At 55.5% G+C, this 15436-nt stretch carries 19 protein-coding genes and 4 pseudogenes; 5 read left to right on the top strand and 18 right to left on the bottom strand.

What is annotated here, in order from left to right:
- Nucleotides 1-12: 12 nt before the first annotated feature.
- The 8 genes and pseudogenes from JCM15764_RS07920 to JCM15764_RS07885 form a co-directional block, all read right to left on the bottom strand.
- A pseudogene (locus JCM15764_RS07920) lies at nt 13-737 on the bottom strand (DUF1847 domain-containing protein).
- Nucleotides 738-751: 14 nt separating this feature from the next.
- Nucleotides 752-1054: a DUF2288 domain-containing protein gene (locus JCM15764_RS07915; RefSeq protein ID WP_054694351.1), complete on the bottom strand. Its 303-nt coding sequence runs from the start codon at nt 1052-1054 to the stop codon at nt 752-754.
- Nucleotides 1055-1070: 16 nt separating this feature from the next.
- Nucleotides 1071-1343 carry a hypothetical protein gene (locus JCM15764_RS07910; protein ID WP_243688570.1) on the bottom strand — a complete coding sequence of 91 codons (273 nt, stop codon included), beginning with the start codon at nt 1341-1343 and terminating at the stop codon, nt 1071-1073.
- Nucleotides 1340-1822 carry an Ig domain-containing protein gene (locus JCM15764_RS07905; protein ID WP_054694345.1) on the bottom strand — a complete coding sequence of 161 codons (483 nt, stop codon included), beginning with the start codon at nt 1820-1822 and terminating at the stop codon, nt 1340-1342. Before JCM15764_RS07905 ends, JCM15764_RS07910 begins: the two co-directional genes overlap by 4 nt.
- 124 nt (nt 1823-1946) lie before the next feature.
- Nucleotides 1947-2491: pseudogene (locus JCM15764_RS07900) on the bottom strand (PP2C family protein-serine/threonine phosphatase).
- Entirely contained in the window at nt 2488-3096 is a 609-nt protein-coding gene (locus JCM15764_RS07895) for a response regulator (RefSeq protein WP_054694340.1), read from the bottom strand. The pseudogene JCM15764_RS07900 and the gene JCM15764_RS07895 overlap by 4 nt, the downstream one beginning before the upstream one ends.
- A gap of 93 nt (nt 3097-3189) precedes the next feature.
- On the bottom strand, nt 3190-3801 hold the full coding sequence (locus JCM15764_RS07890; RefSeq protein ID WP_054694336.1) for an NUDIX hydrolase: 612 nt from the start codon (nt 3799-3801) through the stop codon (nt 3190-3192).
- Between the two features lie 4 nt (nt 3802-3805).
- The gene (locus JCM15764_RS07885; RefSeq protein ID WP_054694333.1) at nt 3806-4462 is read right to left on the bottom strand and encodes a YceH family protein; all 657 of its coding nucleotides are present in this window, start codon (nt 4460-4462) and stop codon (nt 3806-3808) included.
- Nucleotides 4463-4638: 176 nt separating this feature from the next.
- On the opposite strand from JCM15764_RS07885, the gene JCM15764_RS07880 reads away from it, so the two are divergent.
- Nucleotides 4639-4929: a hypothetical protein gene (locus JCM15764_RS07880; protein ID WP_054694330.1), complete on the top strand. Its 291-nt coding sequence runs from the start codon at nt 4639-4641 to the stop codon at nt 4927-4929.
- A 277-nt stretch (nt 4930-5206) separates the two neighbouring features.
- On the opposite strand, the gene JCM15764_RS29445 is transcribed toward JCM15764_RS07880, so the two are convergent.
- The 6 genes and pseudogenes from JCM15764_RS29445 to JCM15764_RS07850 all read right to left on the bottom strand — a co-directional run bounded on the left by JCM15764_RS29445 (nt 5207) and on the right by JCM15764_RS07850 (nt 8897).
- On the bottom strand, nt 5207-5479 hold the full coding sequence (locus JCM15764_RS29445) for a redoxin family protein (protein ID WP_279384328.1): 273 nt from the start codon (nt 5477-5479) through the stop codon (nt 5207-5209).
- Nucleotides 5473-5724: a redoxin family protein gene (locus tag JCM15764_RS29440; protein ID WP_279384327.1), complete on the bottom strand. Its 252-nt coding sequence runs from the start codon at nt 5722-5724 to the stop codon at nt 5473-5475. Before JCM15764_RS29440 ends, JCM15764_RS29445 begins: the two co-directional genes overlap by 7 nt.
- Before the next feature lie 69 nt (nt 5725-5793).
- Nucleotides 5794-6387, bottom strand: a complete 594-nt coding sequence (locus JCM15764_RS22420; protein ID WP_279384330.1) for an EAL domain-containing protein — start codon at nt 6385-6387, stop codon at nt 5794-5796.
- A 37-nt stretch (nt 6388-6424) separates the two neighbouring features.
- Nucleotides 6425-7369, bottom strand: a pseudogene (locus JCM15764_RS26315) (diguanylate cyclase domain-containing protein); the annotation flags it as partial.
- A complete protein-coding gene (locus JCM15764_RS07855; RefSeq protein ID WP_054694319.1) occupies nt 7296-8582 on the bottom strand; it encodes a sensor histidine kinase in 1287 nt (428 codons plus the stop codon). The pseudogene JCM15764_RS26315 and the gene JCM15764_RS07855, both read right to left, overlap by 74 nt.
- Before the next feature lie 33 nt (nt 8583-8615).
- Nucleotides 8616-8897 (bottom strand): hypothetical protein, encoded by a 282-nt coding sequence (locus JCM15764_RS07850; RefSeq protein WP_243688569.1) that lies wholly within the window; start codon nt 8895-8897, stop codon nt 8616-8618.
- A gap of 217 nt (nt 8898-9114) precedes the next feature.
- Between JCM15764_RS07850 and JCM15764_RS07845 the strand changes: the two genes are divergently transcribed.
- The 3 genes from JCM15764_RS07845 to JCM15764_RS07835 are packed head-to-tail and all read left to right on the top strand — an operon-like array spanning nt 9115 to nt 10832.
- The gene (locus JCM15764_RS07845; RefSeq protein WP_054694313.1) at nt 9115-9639 is read left to right on the top strand and encodes an FKBP-type peptidyl-prolyl cis-trans isomerase; all 525 of its coding nucleotides are present in this window, start codon (nt 9115-9117) and stop codon (nt 9637-9639) included.
- A gap of 51 nt (nt 9640-9690) precedes the next feature.
- Entirely contained in the window at nt 9691-10611 is a 921-nt protein-coding gene (locus JCM15764_RS07840) for a tRNA-dihydrouridine synthase family protein (RefSeq protein WP_054694306.1), read from the top strand.
- Nucleotides 10608-10832: a DUF3820 family protein gene (locus JCM15764_RS07835; protein ID WP_054694303.1), complete on the top strand. Its 225-nt coding sequence runs from the start codon at nt 10608-10610 to the stop codon at nt 10830-10832. Before JCM15764_RS07840 ends, JCM15764_RS07835 begins: the two co-directional genes overlap by 4 nt.
- Before the next feature lie 12 nt (nt 10833-10844).
- Here JCM15764_RS07835 and JCM15764_RS07830 read toward each other — a convergent pair.
- Together JCM15764_RS07830 and JCM15764_RS07825 are read right to left on the bottom strand one after the other, a co-directional pair.
- Nucleotides 10845-12093, bottom strand: a pseudogene (locus JCM15764_RS07830) (MFS transporter).
- A 125-nt stretch (nt 12094-12218) separates the two neighbouring features.
- Complete coding sequence (locus tag JCM15764_RS07825) at nt 12219-12950, bottom strand: hypothetical protein (protein ID WP_054694299.1); 732 nt, start codon at nt 12948-12950, stop codon at nt 12219-12221.
- A gap of 108 nt (nt 12951-13058) precedes the next feature.
- Between JCM15764_RS07825 and JCM15764_RS07820 the strand changes: the two genes are divergently transcribed.
- Nucleotides 13059-14096 carry a GMP reductase gene (locus JCM15764_RS07820; protein ID WP_054694297.1) on the top strand — a complete coding sequence of 346 codons (1038 nt, stop codon included), beginning with the start codon at nt 13059-13061 and terminating at the stop codon, nt 14094-14096.
- Here the strand turns inward: JCM15764_RS07820 and JCM15764_RS07815 are convergent.
- Complete coding sequence (locus JCM15764_RS07815) at nt 14089-15012, bottom strand: ATP-binding protein (protein ID WP_243688568.1); 924 nt, start codon at nt 15010-15012, stop codon at nt 14089-14091. The genes JCM15764_RS07820 and JCM15764_RS07815 overlap by 8 nt on opposite strands.
- Nucleotides 15013-15038: 26 nt before the next feature.
- Nucleotides 15039-15431 carry a PAS domain S-box protein gene (locus JCM15764_RS26310; RefSeq protein WP_279384326.1) on the bottom strand — a complete coding sequence of 131 codons (393 nt, stop codon included), beginning with the start codon at nt 15429-15431 and terminating at the stop codon, nt 15039-15041.
- Nucleotides 15432-15436: the final 5 nt, after the last annotated feature.

The raw sequence follows: 15436 nt of genomic DNA, 5'->3' as shown, positions 1-15436 counted from the left end.
GACTCCTATTGTCTATTTCTCGTCCGGCAATACCGGCTGTTTCTGCAGTCTCTTGTAGTAAAAATTCTGGCCATAGAGAGCTGCAGCCGGATTGTGGCCAGTAACCCGGTCCTTGACCACCAGGGTCGTGACCGGTGCCTTTGAGTATTTGCTGAAGAGCATGTCGTGGCCGATGCAAAGGCCAACGACAATGTTCATCTCGCAGCCAAGGCGATTGCAGATTTCCGCTTGGGCAATGGGGTTGCAGGCAGGCTCGAAGGTACCCGGACGTACCTTGTCCGATTCAGCAAGACCCAGCTCCTTCTTATCGATACTCCCCGCCTTGCAGCAGACGCTCTGGGGCTCCAGCCCCTGGGCCTTGAGGATGGCCACCAGCCGCTCCGTTTCGTCAAGAAGTCCGATGCAGGTGCAATGCCGATCTTTTTCCAGCCCATGAGCCGGGCGAAGGCGATGGTATCCTCGACCCTGGTCCAGCGGGCATTTACCGCATCACTTCCCTCTACCTTCTGGTAGCATAGCCCCTCCACCCTGGCCGCCACCCTGGCCAGCCTGGCGTCTTCGCTGTCCCCCTTATATTCGTTGAAAGATGAGTGAATGATGTCTGTATATGCTTCTGACGGGCAGTTGCCAGGCTTTGGCGGAGCGGTCTCAGGATCGCCGCTCCAGCAGTTGGTGACACCGCACTTCTGCCAGACAGCGCTGCATTTTGAACAGGATACGGGTGTTTCGTCAGCCATCGTCTTGCCCTCCATCATTGTATATTCAGAGCCTTATCCTGAATGAGGATATATGGGCTGACAATCAGCATCTGGAACTGCTTCCCCTTGTCCTCATCCCACTTGGCAATCTGCGCCACCGAGGGTTTGCCGACCTTGCCCGATTCGATCCAGCCGCTGATAACAGGGGTATCGTCGATGGCTATCCTCCATCCCGCTTCCGCCAGGTCCATGTCGGAGGAAATCAGGATCAGCCCGTCTCTTTCCAGGTGCACCCGCAACCAGCCCCATTCCGCCACGTCTATTGCCAGGGCCAGCTCTTCTTTACCAGGTTTCACGCTAAATCTCCTTTAATCATTCAAGGGTAAAACCCACCACCGCCAGTTCAGTGGTCTGCCTGCCACTGAATGGACGGCTGTAGATGATCTTTGACTTCTCGCGCCGGGCCCTTTCCAGAACCCTCGCCGAAACCGTCACCTTCTCGGAAACTTTTGCACTCCCGTTGATGATGGCTATGGCCAATGGCGCGGGAACCGACTCCACAACGGATCCGGCAACGGAGAAGGTCCCTCCTGGAGAATAGAGTGTTGCCGTTTCAGGGGGCTGTGCCGCTATTTCGTAAGTCACCACCTGCTCGGTCGCTTTACGCCAGCCAGGGTGGTCGCAGCCGGGATCGCCGTCACCTTCAGCTTCAGCCGCTGGTGCCTGATGACCGATGCTTGCGCTTGCTGGTCCTTTCCTGAGACGATGACCAGCTTCAGCGAACGGGACACCCTTTGTGCTCCGGTCGGGCAGCTGTCTTCAGCAACCAGGTCAAATTCGAAAGTCCCCGAAATCTTGGGCACGCCCGTTATTTCACCTGTCGGGGACATGACAAGTCCTGGCGGAAAGGCACCCGAGGTAAAGAAAATCTTTATCGGCTGCTGCCCCCCATAGGTGGATATGCGGTAGGAATAAGGGTTTGTTTCAACTCCTGGTGGCAGGGCAAGGGGCGCCAGCGACAGTGGTGGACATCCGGCCGTTTCCGGCAATGTTTCGTCTGCCGGGCAGACCCCGGCTGTGGCAATCAAAATCCATGCAACACAGACAGCAACGAATTTGGTCATCGGACGTCTCGCTTTCCAGTCGTTTGTTGCACGACAATAAATTATTCACGGACCGACGTCAAGATTGCACAAAAAAAGACGACCGTCATGATCGTCTCAGGCTTCGGGAGGAATGGAATAGCAGTTATTTTGCCTTCAGAACGAGTACCGTTACATCGTCCCCCTGTTCAGCCCCTCCCCTGAACAGGTCCACATTCTGGCACAACCTTTCGCAGAACTGGCCGGCGCTCAGATTCCGCTGCACCCCCGACACAGTCATCAGCCGCTCCAGGCCGAACATCTCCCGTCGTTTCTGGCCGCTTCAGTTATCCCGTCTGTATAAAGGAGAAAAATATCGCCAGTTGCCAAAATCTGCCGGGTTGTGGTGTATTCTTCCAACGGGTTGATACCCAGGGGCAAACCTGCGTCAAAACAGACCGCTCTGCTATTTTCGGTTTTTTTACAAAGAAGGGGTGGGGGGTGCCCGGCAGAGGAAAAGATGAATTCACCGCTGTCCGGATCGAGAATGCCGTAGAAGGCAGTTACGAACTGGTCTTCCTGGGTCCTGCCATAGAGGGTCCGGTTGAGAAAGGAGAGAAGCTGGTCGGGGTGGTCCTTGCACGGAGCCAGATGAAGCATGACATGGGTCATGGCGGTAACGATGGCGGCAGGGGGGCCATGGCCGGTCACGTCCGCGACAAAAATCCCCCATCGCTTGCCGTTGACGGGCAGGACGTCAAAATAGTCACCGCCGGCGCGTCTGGCAGGACAGTAATAACTGGCAAGATCGAAGCGGGGACATCCGGTAACCGGTCAGGCAAAAGGCTCTTCTGCACCTCGCCGACACATCTGAATTCACGGTCCAGCCGGTCATAGGCATCCTGCAGCTCCCGCCTCTTCTGCTCCAGTTCTGACTGGAACTGCCTGAGGCGCACATGGGTAGTGACCCGGGCCTGCATCTCATCGAACTGGAATGGCTTGGTGATGTAATCGACGCCACCGGCCTTGAACGCTTTCACCTTATCCTGGGTGGCATCGAGGCCACTGAGAAAGATGACGGGGATTTCCCGCAGCAGCGGGTCTTCCTTCAATCTCCGGCACACTTCGTACCCGTCCATGTCCGGCATGTTAATATCGAGAAGGATGAGATCGGGCAGCGGCTGGGTACTTGCCGCTACGAGTGCAGCTTCACCGTTGCCGGCGGAAATGGTGGCATAGGATTCACCGAGTATCTCGGCCAACAGCTCCAGGTTTTCCGGCGTATCATCCACAAGGAGAATCCTGCTGCGTTCCATTCAGCCCCCCCGGCCAGCTTCAGGCATATACTGCTTCTTATCGTCCCCAGTGACCGTCACTTTAACTGGAGGCCTGACCGTCAATATTCGAGTCTAAAGTATACCCTCCGGCAGCAGTTCGAAAAAACGTTTCACCAGACGGTAGGTAAGTCCCCACAAGGGTGGCTTACCGGAAAACGGCATGATGACGGCAGGATAATGAACCATCTCTCCCTTTACGCGGACCGGAGTGAGGGTGTGACGATTCAGGTCTTTGAGATCGGCAAGGGAGACCCAGAAAACATCCTGAACCTCGCCATTCAAGGTCAGTTCAGGAGCTTCATCGAGGGCAAAGACAAAGCAAGTCACCCTGACCGGCAAGGTGGCGCCGGTGATCTCGGCAAGACAACCCAGGTAACGGGCGGCAGCCAGATCGATGCCGATCTCCTCCAACGCCTCACGCTTTGCGGCACTGCAGGCATCCACATCACTCATTTCCACCTTGCCACCCGGAAAGCCCAGATCACCCGACCAAGGATCTCCCTTGTGCTTTGCCCGTTCGATGAACAGCATTTCGGGGCCGGCCGGGCCATGACGCAGGATCAACGCCACAGCGGCAGGAACACGCCGGTCGGCCGGGAAAACCTCATGCTCAAGGTTCGAAAGAACGCACTCAATGGTTTCAAAGAGGGTGATTTCTCTGTTTTTACACCTGCATCTGTCCATTTTTTTACTCAAACTGGGATTTGAATTCTTCCACCAGACGTCGCAGCTCTGCCACCTCCCCACGCAGGTGGACGACCTCCTCTTCAAGGTGGCCAATACGCTCGTTTTCCGCAACCACCCTGAGCCGTGCCGCTTCCGGTGGCGGCGACTGCTCTGCCGCAGCTTGCGGCTCACCGGCAAAGAGCTGTGCATAGCGGGGATCCTTTCTTCCCGGTTGGCGGGGCAGTCGCATCACCAAGGCCGGAGTCCTGGCCATCAGCTCTTCCAGAACCTCTTCAATAGCCGGAAGATCGGGAAAAGGATGCATCCGCTCCCCCCTGGTTCGCAGTTCTCCCACTGTCTGCGGGCCTCGCAGCAGCAGTTCAGCCAAAACCGCCAGTTCCGGTGGATCCAGGCGCAGTTTTTCCACCAGTGCATGGCGATACTTGGGGACTCTTCCCCCTTCGCCGGATAACAAAGCCAACTGCTTGAACTTGAGACTATCCAGAGCCCTGACCACCTCTCCTTCATCCAGGTTCAGCACCGGATCCCGGTTGGATTTTTGATTGCAGGCATTGGTCAGCGCATTAAGGCTCAATGGGTAATATTCCGGAGTAGTCAGCTCCTTTTCGATGAGTGAACCGAGAACCCGCACCTCTACTTCGTTTAACGTTACATCCATCCGTCTCTCCTTCAGATAAAGGTTCCATGGCACTATAACAATTTTTAGACAGTCGTGCATCAAAATCAGGGGCAGGAGCAAATGCACCCGCCATGGGTATTTTAGTGCTTTCCATGACAGGCATTGCACAATAGCTGCTACATGCTTATATTATTATTTGTGCAGGAGGAACGGCCATGACTACATTTATTGAATACCTGGCAATGATGGTCTTTGTAATTATGTTTTACCAGTTTTACGCCTTCGCCGTGTCGCGGACGGGCGAGGAAAAGCAGCATAAGTGCCAGCGCCTCGGGATTTTCTATATCAGCATCGGCACCACGCTGCTTGTATTTCGCCATGCGACAAGCGTCTTTACCGGACTGATCCTGATAATGATGGGATTACGTCTTATTGCCCATGGCCTCGACCGCGTGGACAAGAAAATTTACATCGACCATTACGCCGACGACGATACCGAACCATGATAATCGTTCCATAAGGCTGGTTTACTAAGAGAATTTACGGCCAACGGGATCATTGTGCCCCAAAAAAGCCCCTTCCTGTACGGAGGGGGCTTTTTTCACCGCAATGGGTGAAGCTAGGAGTCTGTCGGACTTAGGAATGAATCTGCTGCGAGAATAGCAGAACGGTCCATATTCCCGAAATTTTCGACCAATAGGTCCACTATTCGTCTTCAAATTTCCGTAAATCTGTCCTCGACCTGCTATCCTCTCGCTACGATCCCCTAAGTCAGACAGACTCCTAGACCAGGTTTTTCACCGCACCGATGACCGCAGCATAATCCGGTTCATGTGTAATCTCGGGAACAAACTGGATATAGCGGATGAGGTTTTTGTCGTCGATGATGAAGATGGAACGGCAGAGCAGTTTCAGCTCCTTTACCAGCACACCATAAGCCTGGCCAAAGGAGCGCTCCTGGTAGTCGGACAGGGTGATGACCCGGTCGATATTGGCCGCCCCGCACCAGCGTTTCTGAGCAAAGGGCAGATCAAGGCTCACTGTCAGCACTACCACATTGTCCGGCAGTGTAGCTGCTCCTGGTTGAAGCGGCGGGTTTCCATATCGCATACCGGTGTATCGAGAGACGGTACCGCACTTATGACCTTTACCTTCCCCTGGTAGCTGGCAAGAGTGATCGGCGCCAGTGCATTGTCAACGACGGTAAAGTCCGGAGCCGGATCACCGACCTTCAGTTCGGGGCCCAGCAACGTTACCGGTTTTTCCTTGAAAGTCACCACATTTTTTCTCTCCAGAAGCATAGTGCATCCTCCAGTTGCCTGTAATTTTCCGAAGTGTACCTGAAAAAGGGATGAATACAAGCTCCCATGCTACTTCTGGCTGAGCTGCCAGAGCGGACCACTCCAGCCCTTTTCCCCTGAAAGCAGCAACCCTGCTTCTTCGGCCGGCAATGGGTTGCTGAAGTAGTTGCCCTGCATTTCCCCATAGCCGAGAGAACAAAGCAGCTGCATCTGTTCTTTGGTTTCCACCCCCTGGGCAATGACGGACAGGTGCAAGCCCTTCGCAAGGCCAGCGACAGACCCGGCAATAGCCTTATTCACCTCACTCGCCGAGATCCGGGAGACAAAAGACAGATCGATCTTCAATGCATCCAGGGGGAAATCCCCCAGTTGTTTCAGACATGAATATCCGGTGCCAAAATTGTCGATGGCGATCCGCACCCCCACATCACGCAGGGCCGCCAGCGCCTGCATGTTATCCATACTGCCTTCGGCCATCACCGCTTCCCGTATTTCCAGTTCAAGCCAGCGTGCTTCCAGTCCTGCCTGTTTCAGTGACTTCAGCAGCTTCTCCACAAAATCTTGCTGGCGCAACTGTCTCTGTGAATAATTGACAGAAATCTTCACCGGTGGATAACCGGCATCCTGCCAGGCTTTGTTCTGGGCAGCGGCGGTCTCCAGCACCCATTCTCCGAGATCGAGGATCAACGGTTTCTTCCGCCTGGGGGATGAAGGAGGTGGGCAGCAGCAACCCCTGCTCGGGATGGTTCCAGCGCACCAGTGCCTCCATGCCGATTATTCTTCCCGAATTTACCGACACCTGGGGCTGATAATGGAGCACCAGTTGGTTTTTGTCGATGGCCCGCCGCAGGTTTGTCTCCACTGTCAGCCGCTGCCGGTTTTTTTCTCCCATTGAATGGTTATACAGGTTAAAGCTGTTTCGCCCCTGTTGTTTTGCCCGGTACATGGCAATATCGGCGTTACTTGCCAGGGTCTCCACGTCCTTTCCATCATTGGGATAAATGCTGATGCCGATGCTGACGCTGACAAAGAGTTCATAGCCGGACAGGATAAAAGGAGAGGTCATCTCCTGCAAGAGAAGAGCGGCAAGGTGCACGGCATCTTCTTTGTCCTTTATTTCAGAAAGGAACAGCAGAAACTCATCACCCCCCTGGCGGGCGATAGTGTCTTCAGCTTCTGCACAGCGCTTCAGCCGCGTAGCTACCTCCTTCAACAGTTCATCGCCGATGGTATGGCCAAGCTGTCATTGATGTCCTTGAAGTGGTCAAGGTCGAGAAACATGACGGCCAGGAACTGATCATTGCGCTGGGCATATGCAATTGCCTGGGCCAGCCGCTCATTGAACAGCCGCCTGTTGGGAAGGCCGGTAAGTGCATCGTGAAAAGCCATCTGTTCAATAGCTGATTCCATCTGCTTCCTCTTGGAAATATTCCGCACCACCTCGATACCGGCATTTATCCGGCCATCATAATCAAAGAGGGGGGAAGCTGTTATTTCCAGGTACAGCTTTTCTCCGTCCCGCTCAACGACCCGTTCCGCCGTATGCACCAAACCGTCGGCGAAGGACATCGCTACCGGGCAACCGCTGCAGGGAGCATCCATCCTTCGAATGCCTGATAACAGTAACTGCCGATGAATTCCCCACCAGCCAAAGTCTGGTGCACCTTATTCTGGTACAGGACCTTGAAGTCTGTATCGACCATGCTCATGCCATCGCCCAGAGCGGCAACGATCGCCTCCGATTTAGCCCGTTCATTTTTTGCAGTCAGCACGGCTTCGCGCAACGCTTCCTGCTCTTTTCCCACACGGTCCAGCAGATCGTTGAACGCCAGCCCCAGTTCGCCTATCTCGTCCTCCGAACTTACCTCCACCGGGGATGTTTTACCTGGCATGCTCCTGATATGTCGGGCCATGTTCAGCAGCGGCATGGTCAGGTACCTCATGCCAAGCCAGACAACCAGAATGGAAAGAACTATGCCGAAAAAAGAGGCCAGGGCGACGTAAAACTTTGCCTGCTCCACAGGAGCATATGCTTCCTTGAGAGGGTAGTTTGCGCCGAGGATCCAGTTGGTGGCATGCAAACGCCTGTAGGTGGTTAGAACGCGGATGCCCCTGGAATTTTCCCTTTCATTGGTCCCTTCGAAACCGTTGGCGGCCATGTGGAAAAAGCTGCTCCCGATCAGAGTCCCTGGCCTTAGGATTCTCCCCGGGTCAGGATGCATGACAAAAGTGCCGTCGGTGGTAAAGAGAAAAAGATAGCCCGTTCTGCCCAACCGGATTTGTGAAAGTTTGCCGAGAAAGTTCTGCTTGGTCAGATCGAGGCTGCCGGCAAAAATGGCTTGCAAACGGCCGTTGGAGTCAAAAACGGGGACAGTGAGAATAATGGCCGGTTTTCCAGGATTATGGGTGGAAAGATATGGATCGGAAATTTGCGGCCTCTGGGTGGCCACTGTTTTTTTATAGTAGTCGCGAAAGGAGATGTCCCGCCCCCTTCGTCCCGGGCAATATGGGCTCTCGGCGATGATCTTGCCATCGGCGGAGAAAAGGAAAAGCCCGTTATCGAAGATGGAATGGGTGCCCGGCCGTTTGTCCAGGAATATCTGCGCCTTTTCCGGATCATTGATGATGTCGGGGGAGATGGTCTTTGCCACCGAGATGAGTGCATTTAGGGAACGCAGGATCTTGTCGTCAATGTCATCGGCAATCCCAGATATGAGAACGGACTGGTGCTGGGCAATGGACTTTTTTGTCTGATTCTCAAAATAGGAGAACAGGGAGAGGGCCAGCGCACCCACCAAAGCAATCACCAGCAGGGAAACGGCAACTGACATCTTCGTTTTAAGACTGATGAATGCCATACCTTTCCTTCCCTACGCCGGCAGGCTGCTTGATCAGCCGGCCTTCTCAACGGGCAGACGAAAAATTATTTCCTGCCCGTCTGCCCGCAGCACCGTTGCCTTAACTATTGGGGCCTCCCGTTCAAGAACGGTGCAGTCCAACTGCAGCAGCATTTCCGTCCCGGGTGCAGGCACCTCGTCAAAATCGGCAACAAGGAGTGTCTCGTCATCACTGACATATCTGGTGATGCCGATGACCGTCCCCTTGTCGGGCCAGGTGATCCTGATCTTCAGGGCGACCTCTATCATCTCATACCGTTGTGGCTCCGGCATCATCGCCCCTTGCCCAAAAACAGGCCTTCAAAATGGTCAGCTCCAAACAGGCCCGAGGTTGCAGCCCTCCTTTGAAATATCGGCACGGCAACGGGAATATTAAGTTTTTTTACATTGGTTAATCTCTTGGCCGTTAAGATTTTGCTGGATTTATGGAGACGCAACCCTTAGAGTTTAGGCTTGAGAGGCTAGAAAAATTAATTGATGAGGAAGGACAGGTATGGCATTGGCAAAAAATGGAGACAAGGTGAAGATCAATTTCACTGGCACCCTGGAGGATGGTACCGTCATCGACACCACCTATGAAGATCACGATCATGCACACGACTGCGGCTGCGATGGCGACGACTGCGGCTGTGATGACGACGGCTGCGGCTGTGATGACGACGGCTGCGGCTGTGAAACAGGTCCCATGGAGCTTGTAATCGGTGAGGAGGAGTTTTTCCCCCAGATAGAGACAGCGCTGATCGGCATGTCGCCAGGGGAACGGAAAAAGCTCACCATTGCCGCAGCAGACGCATTTGGCGAGTATGATGAAGAAAAGGTCTTCAGCATCGGCCGCGACCAGATCCCTGCCGACATTACCCCGGAAGTGGGCCAGGAACTGGAATTCACAGGCGACGACGATGAGGTGCTGGAAGTTACGGTAGTCGAGGTAACGGACAGTGCGGTGCTGCTGGACGCCAATCACCCTCTGGCAGGTGAAGACATAACCTATGAGTTCGAGCTTGTCGAGATCCTGTAACGGAATCAGAAGCAACCGGCCTATTCCCTGGCAACCGGGGAAGAGGCGCTGATGCTCGCTCCCATGCAGGGAGTGACCAACCGCGCCATGCGCTCTCTGTTCATCGACTGGGTAAGTCCTGATACCGTCTTTACCGAATTCATCAGGGTCAATGCCGCTGCCCCCGTTCGTCGCATTTCTGCCGGCGATCTCAAGGAAATGGCAGCTGCAGAAAAGGACGTGCCGCTGGTGGTGCAGCTGATCGGTCATGGCAGGGATGCCCTCGTATCCGCTGCCGAGGCTGCCCAGGCAACCGGAGCGATTCACATCAACCTGAACATGGGCTGTCCCTATGGCCGCATGACCTCGGGCCCCACCGGCGGTGGTCTGCTCCGTCACCCTGAAATATTATCCGAGATCATCCCCTCCCTGCGCCGGGTGATCAAGGGTACTTTTTCATTGAAAATGCGGGCAGGGTACGAGGACCCGGAGCAAATCCTTCGCCTGCTCCCCCTCCTTGAGGCGGCGGAGGTTGATTTTCTCGTCCTCCATCCACGGACAGTACTGCAGCAATACCAGGGATTGGCCAATCATGCCATTACCGCCCGCGTCGTCAGGGAAACGGAGATACCGGTCATAGCCAACGGCGACATCCGCACGGCCTCGGCAGGGCTACAGCTCCTTGAGGAGACAGGCGCCGCCGGCCTCATGCTCGGCAGGGGAGCCATAGCCGACCCCTTCATTTTTCAGAGGTTGCGGCAGCCGGCCCCCAGTGAGCCCGATCAGCATGACCGGTCGGCGATGCTGCAAAGCTATCTGCTGGAACTGCTGGCACGCTATGGAGAGCTATTCTGTGGGGACGTGCAGGTTCTTGCCAAGATAAAGGAAGTACTCCATTTCATCAATGATCCCCACCTGGAAAAACCGGTCAAACGGTTGAGGAAGACGAAAACGATCGGGGCTTTCGTGGCGGCGCTGGAGGAACTTCAGTGACAGAGTCACCTGCTTTGAACCACCATGCCCTGCTGGAACTGGCCAGGGCCCGGATGCCCTTCGGCAAATACCAGGGAGTGCGGCTAATCGATCTTCCGGAGCCGTATGTGGTCTGGTTTGCCGGGCAGGGTTTTCCCGAGGGGAAACTGGGCGAACAGCTGCGCACCATCTACGAGATCAAGGTCAATGTCCTTGAATACCTGTTCGAACCTCTCCGCTGAAAAGAACTCGCCTCATACCTCTGAATAATCCCTGGCAAAGAAAAAGAGAAAAATGGCAACGGCCAGCCCAGCCACCGGAAATACGAAGGCCCCATGGAATGCCTGCGGTATTCCCCCTGCCCCCTGTTTCAGCCCCCCGACGACCAGCCCCATGACGTGCTGGGTCATTGCTGCCCCCATGAGAACGAAAAAATTGAGGGAGGTAAGCGCCGTGCCGACGATGGTGACCGGAAACATGGAGCGGACGATGGGATAGATCATCACGCCGCTCGATACTGCCAAGCCGATGGCATAGAAAAGTACCGCCAGGACCGGCAGCGGCAGCTGTTCGGCTATGCCGAAAAATGCGCACATGAGCACCAGCAGGACCATCTGCCCGACCAGCAGCGTCTTTTTATAGGAATGAAAGAATTTGCGGGCGATGGTATCCGTGACCATGCTGCCGCTGATGAAGCCCAACGAGGTGAACATCAACATCTTACCGGTAGCGGCACGGGAAAGCCCCATCACCTCCATCAGGTAAGGCCCCCCCCCACAAACCCTGCAGCGCCAGATAATTGCCATACCAGAAAAACGAAATGATCCCCAGGAGCCAGAAATCGCGGCTGGAAAAGATCCGTCTCCAGGCAGCCACCAAGCCCAGCGACTGGGTTGCCGTACTGGCAGGTTCGGCGGAAACAGCCTTGGCAGGCCGATCTTTGGCCATCGTGTAGACCAGCATCGTAACCAGTGTCTGCCCGATGCCGATAATAAGGAAAGAGTTGCGCCAGCCGAAAGCCGCCACCGCCAACGCCAGGGGGGCCGTCGCCGAAAGGTTCCCCAAGTTGCCCACGGCAACCATGAAACCGGAAACGCGCCCGAACTCCTGCTTGCTGAACCAGTGGCTGAAAATAGTGAAGGTGGCCATGAGCACCGAGGCGGTGCCGATGCCGATCAGAACCCGCGCCGCCATGGCCGTAGAGAGAGTCTCTGCCTGGGAGAAGAGGATGCCGCCGATGGCAGTGAGGACACCGCAGCCGCTGATGACAAGACGGCTGCCCAACCGGTCGATCATGGGCCCCAGCGGAATCTGGGCCACTGCATAGACATAGAAAAGGATGCCGGAAAGTGAGCCGAGCTGCTGCGGTGTGAGGCTGAGTTCCCTGGAGATGTCTCCCGCGACGACCGCCAGTGATACGCGATAAAAATATACGAGGATGTACATGAGTGCCAGCACGGCGAAGATTATCCACCGCTGGCGGCGTGTTTGCTGATCGGGCATTCCCCCTCCTGAACCGTGCATTCGACGGTCAGGGCATCCTAGCACAAGGATGTGGGAGGGTAAAGAGAGACTTGGCTTATTTCAAACCAATGTTTTACAGGAATGAAGCCGGCCGAGCCTCGGAACTAACTGCGGCCTTCACACACCTTCCCATTGTGTATGGCGCATTCCCGCAATGACCGGCGAAGCAGGTCTTCAGTAATCAGCCCGTTGGTGACGAAGTAACGGCCTATGGGCTGATGCAGCGAACGCTGATGAAAGAGCAGGACCCGGAGCTGCTGTTCCTTGAGAAATCCCATCTTTACCGCCCGCTCGCCGAAAAAGCCGGGAATAAATGTTGCTTTGAGTATCACCGGAATTGCTTCTTCCTTCAACCAGCCCCACTTGCAGGCCAATTCCCCCAGAGGAGGCCGCTGCTCACGCTGCCACAGAAGCGAGCGGACCAGCGCCTGGTATGAAATATGCCCCCGGTAATAGAGGAAGAGGCCTATCTTCAGCTCCACCGAGGGGAAAAGGCCGCTGTAGTACCTTTCATTGGCAGTCCGGTTCTGGCATGGATTCGGCCGGGAGAACCTTTGCGACTTTGGGCGCGGCGGCGCCACGGTTACCCGGCGCTGCTGCAGGTAGACAGTCAGAAGCTCATAGGCTTCGACAGAACGGCGAAACAGCTCGTTACGCCTTGCCTGGTCGGCAGTGGCAGGCGCCACATCGGGATGGTATTCACGTGCCCGGCTGCGATAGGCCCGGCGCAGGCCATCGGGCTGCATGTACTTCAGAAAATCCCTGTTCACACCCGTATGGGCACCGAACAGCAAGCGGCAGGCATCCACAAGATCATTTTCCCGGTATTGCTCCATGGGCAATTCCTCCACGGTAGAAATCCACGTGATTATGCACCACCTTGAGGTAAAATGGGTACTGTATAATCTCTGCAGAAGGTTCCAGCAATCAAAGGGGGGTGCAGGATGCGGGTTGAGATGGATCTTAAACTGGGCTTCAAGGATGTGCTGATCAGACCGAAGCGGTCGAATCTGAAGAGCCGTGCCCAGGTGAAAATGGAAAGGACCTTCTCCTTTCTCCACAGTAAAAGGCAGTGGACCGGCGTACCGATCATCGCTGCCAACATGGACACCATCGGCACCTTTGAAGTGGCCGGGGTGCTGGCAGAACATGACATGCTCACCGCCATCCACAAGCATTATACCCCAGCCGACTGGCAAAACTTCCTCAAGGACCGTGACAGCCGCATCTATTCCAGGATCATGGTCTGCACCGGCACCTCCGATGACGACTTCGGCAAGCTGGCCAAGATTGCCGGCAATCATCCCCAGTTGGAGTTCATTTGCATCGACGTGGCCAACGGCTACTCCGAAAGCTTTGTCGCCTTTCTCAGCCGCGTCAGAAACGCCTACCCGGATAAAACCATTGTCGCCGGCAATGTGGTAACCGGCGAAATGGTCGAGGAATTGCTTCTCTCCGGCGCCGATGTGGTCAAGGTGGGAATCGGTCCCGGTTCGGCATGCACTACCAGAACTAAAGCAGGTGTCGGTTACCCTCAGCTATCGGCAGTCATCGAATGCGCCGATGCCGCCCATGGTCTCGGGGGCAGGATCATTTCCGATGGCGGCTGCACCTGCCCCGGCGATGTCGCCAAAGCCTTCGGGGGCGGTGCAGATTTTACCATGCTTGGCGGCATGTTTGCCGGTCACGACGAAAGCGGCGGCCAGCTGGTAGAGCGAGGTGGGCAGCAGTACAAATTGTTCTACGGAATGAGTTCAAAGACAGCCATGGCCAGGCATGCCGGCGGAGTGGCTGCATATCGCGCTTCGGAAGGCAAAACGGTCGAGGTCCCCTATCGCGGTCCCATAGCGGAAACGGTGAAGGACATTCTCGGTGGAGTGCGCTCTGCCTGTACCTATGTGGGAGCAGAAGCGCTGCGGGAACTGACCAAGCGCACCACTTTCATCCGCGTTCAGGAACAGGAAAATCGCCTCTTCAGTTGACTGGGCGTTGCGCCGCGGCCATCATGGCCGCAACCCGCTCGACGATATCATGGACAGTGAACGGCTTCTGAATAAAATTGGCCATTTGCGCCTCTTCCACCAGTTGCACAACCACATTGTCGGTATAGCCGGACATGAAGATTACTCTCAAGCCGGGATACACGGCAAGAAGCCTTTTATGCAGCTCCGGTCCGTCCATGTCAGGCATGATGACATCGGTGAGCAGCAGGTCGATCTGCCGACCCTCGGCCAACAGGATCGCCTGGCGCGGATGCTCAGCATCCAGAACGTCGTAGCCGATGCCAAGCAGAAGTTCCTTTAGCATGGTCCGCACCAGTTCGTTATCCTCCACCAGCAGGATAACTCCCTGGCCTCCCTCCCTGTCAGCCTGTTCTATCGGTTTTTCATCAGCCAGATAGGGCATAGCCTCTGCCATGGGAAAATACATCTTGAAGACCGTCCCCTGCCCTTCCTCGGAATAGGCCCAGATATTGCCGTGATGCTGCTTCACTATGCCGTATACCGTCGCCAGCCCCAAGCCAGAGCCTTTGCCGGTCATTTTCGTGGTAAAAAACGGCTCGAATATATGGGGCAGATCCCCTTTGGCTATGCCGTTGCCGGTATCGGTCACGGCAAGCAGGGCATAACGTCCCGGCACGGCTTCGGCATGGAACCGCGCATATTCATCATCAAGTACGACTTCCCCCGTCTCGATGGTGACCGTACCTGCACCGTCTATGGCATCCTGGGCGTTAACCAGCAGATTCATGAGAATTTGCTCCACATTGGTCCTGTCGGCACGTATTCCGCCAAGTCCGGGAAAAAGTTGCAGCCGGATCTCGATGCGTTCGCTGATGGTCCTGCGCAGTATCTGATAAAACGAGGATATGACCACATTGAGATCGATGACCTTCATGTCGAGAATTTGCTTCCGGCTGAAGCTCAAAAGCTGGTGGACCAGATCCTTGGCCCGCAAAGCGGCTTGGACGATCCGGTCGATCTTTGCTTGGTAGCGCCATTTTCGGGAATTTCTTGTGCCGCCAGCTCGGCAAAGCCGATGATGGGGGTCAACAGGTTGTTGAAGTCATGGGCAATACCGCCAGCCAGCCGGCCGACGGACTCCATCTTCTGGGACTGGTTGAGCTGCTCCAGCAGAGTTTTCTTTTCAGCTTCTGCAGCTTTGCGTTCAGAAATGTCGCGGGCCAGAACAACGATGGCATCCGTTTCACCGACCGCCGCCCGGCGCATGCTCACTTCCACCCAGAAAAAGGAGCCATCATGGTGCCTGGCATGCCATTCGAAGAGCTGTGGCTCGCCATCCCCGGCAAGCTGCATGAACT

Source organism: Geotalea toluenoxydans JCM 15764, from assembly GCF_001311985.1.
GTDB classification, from domain to species: domain Bacteria; phylum Desulfobacterota; class Desulfuromonadia; order Geobacterales; family Geobacteraceae; genus Geotalea; species Geotalea toluenoxydans.
Note: the sequence above shows the minus strand (reverse complement) of the source record. Positions and strands in the feature narration are given on the sequence as shown.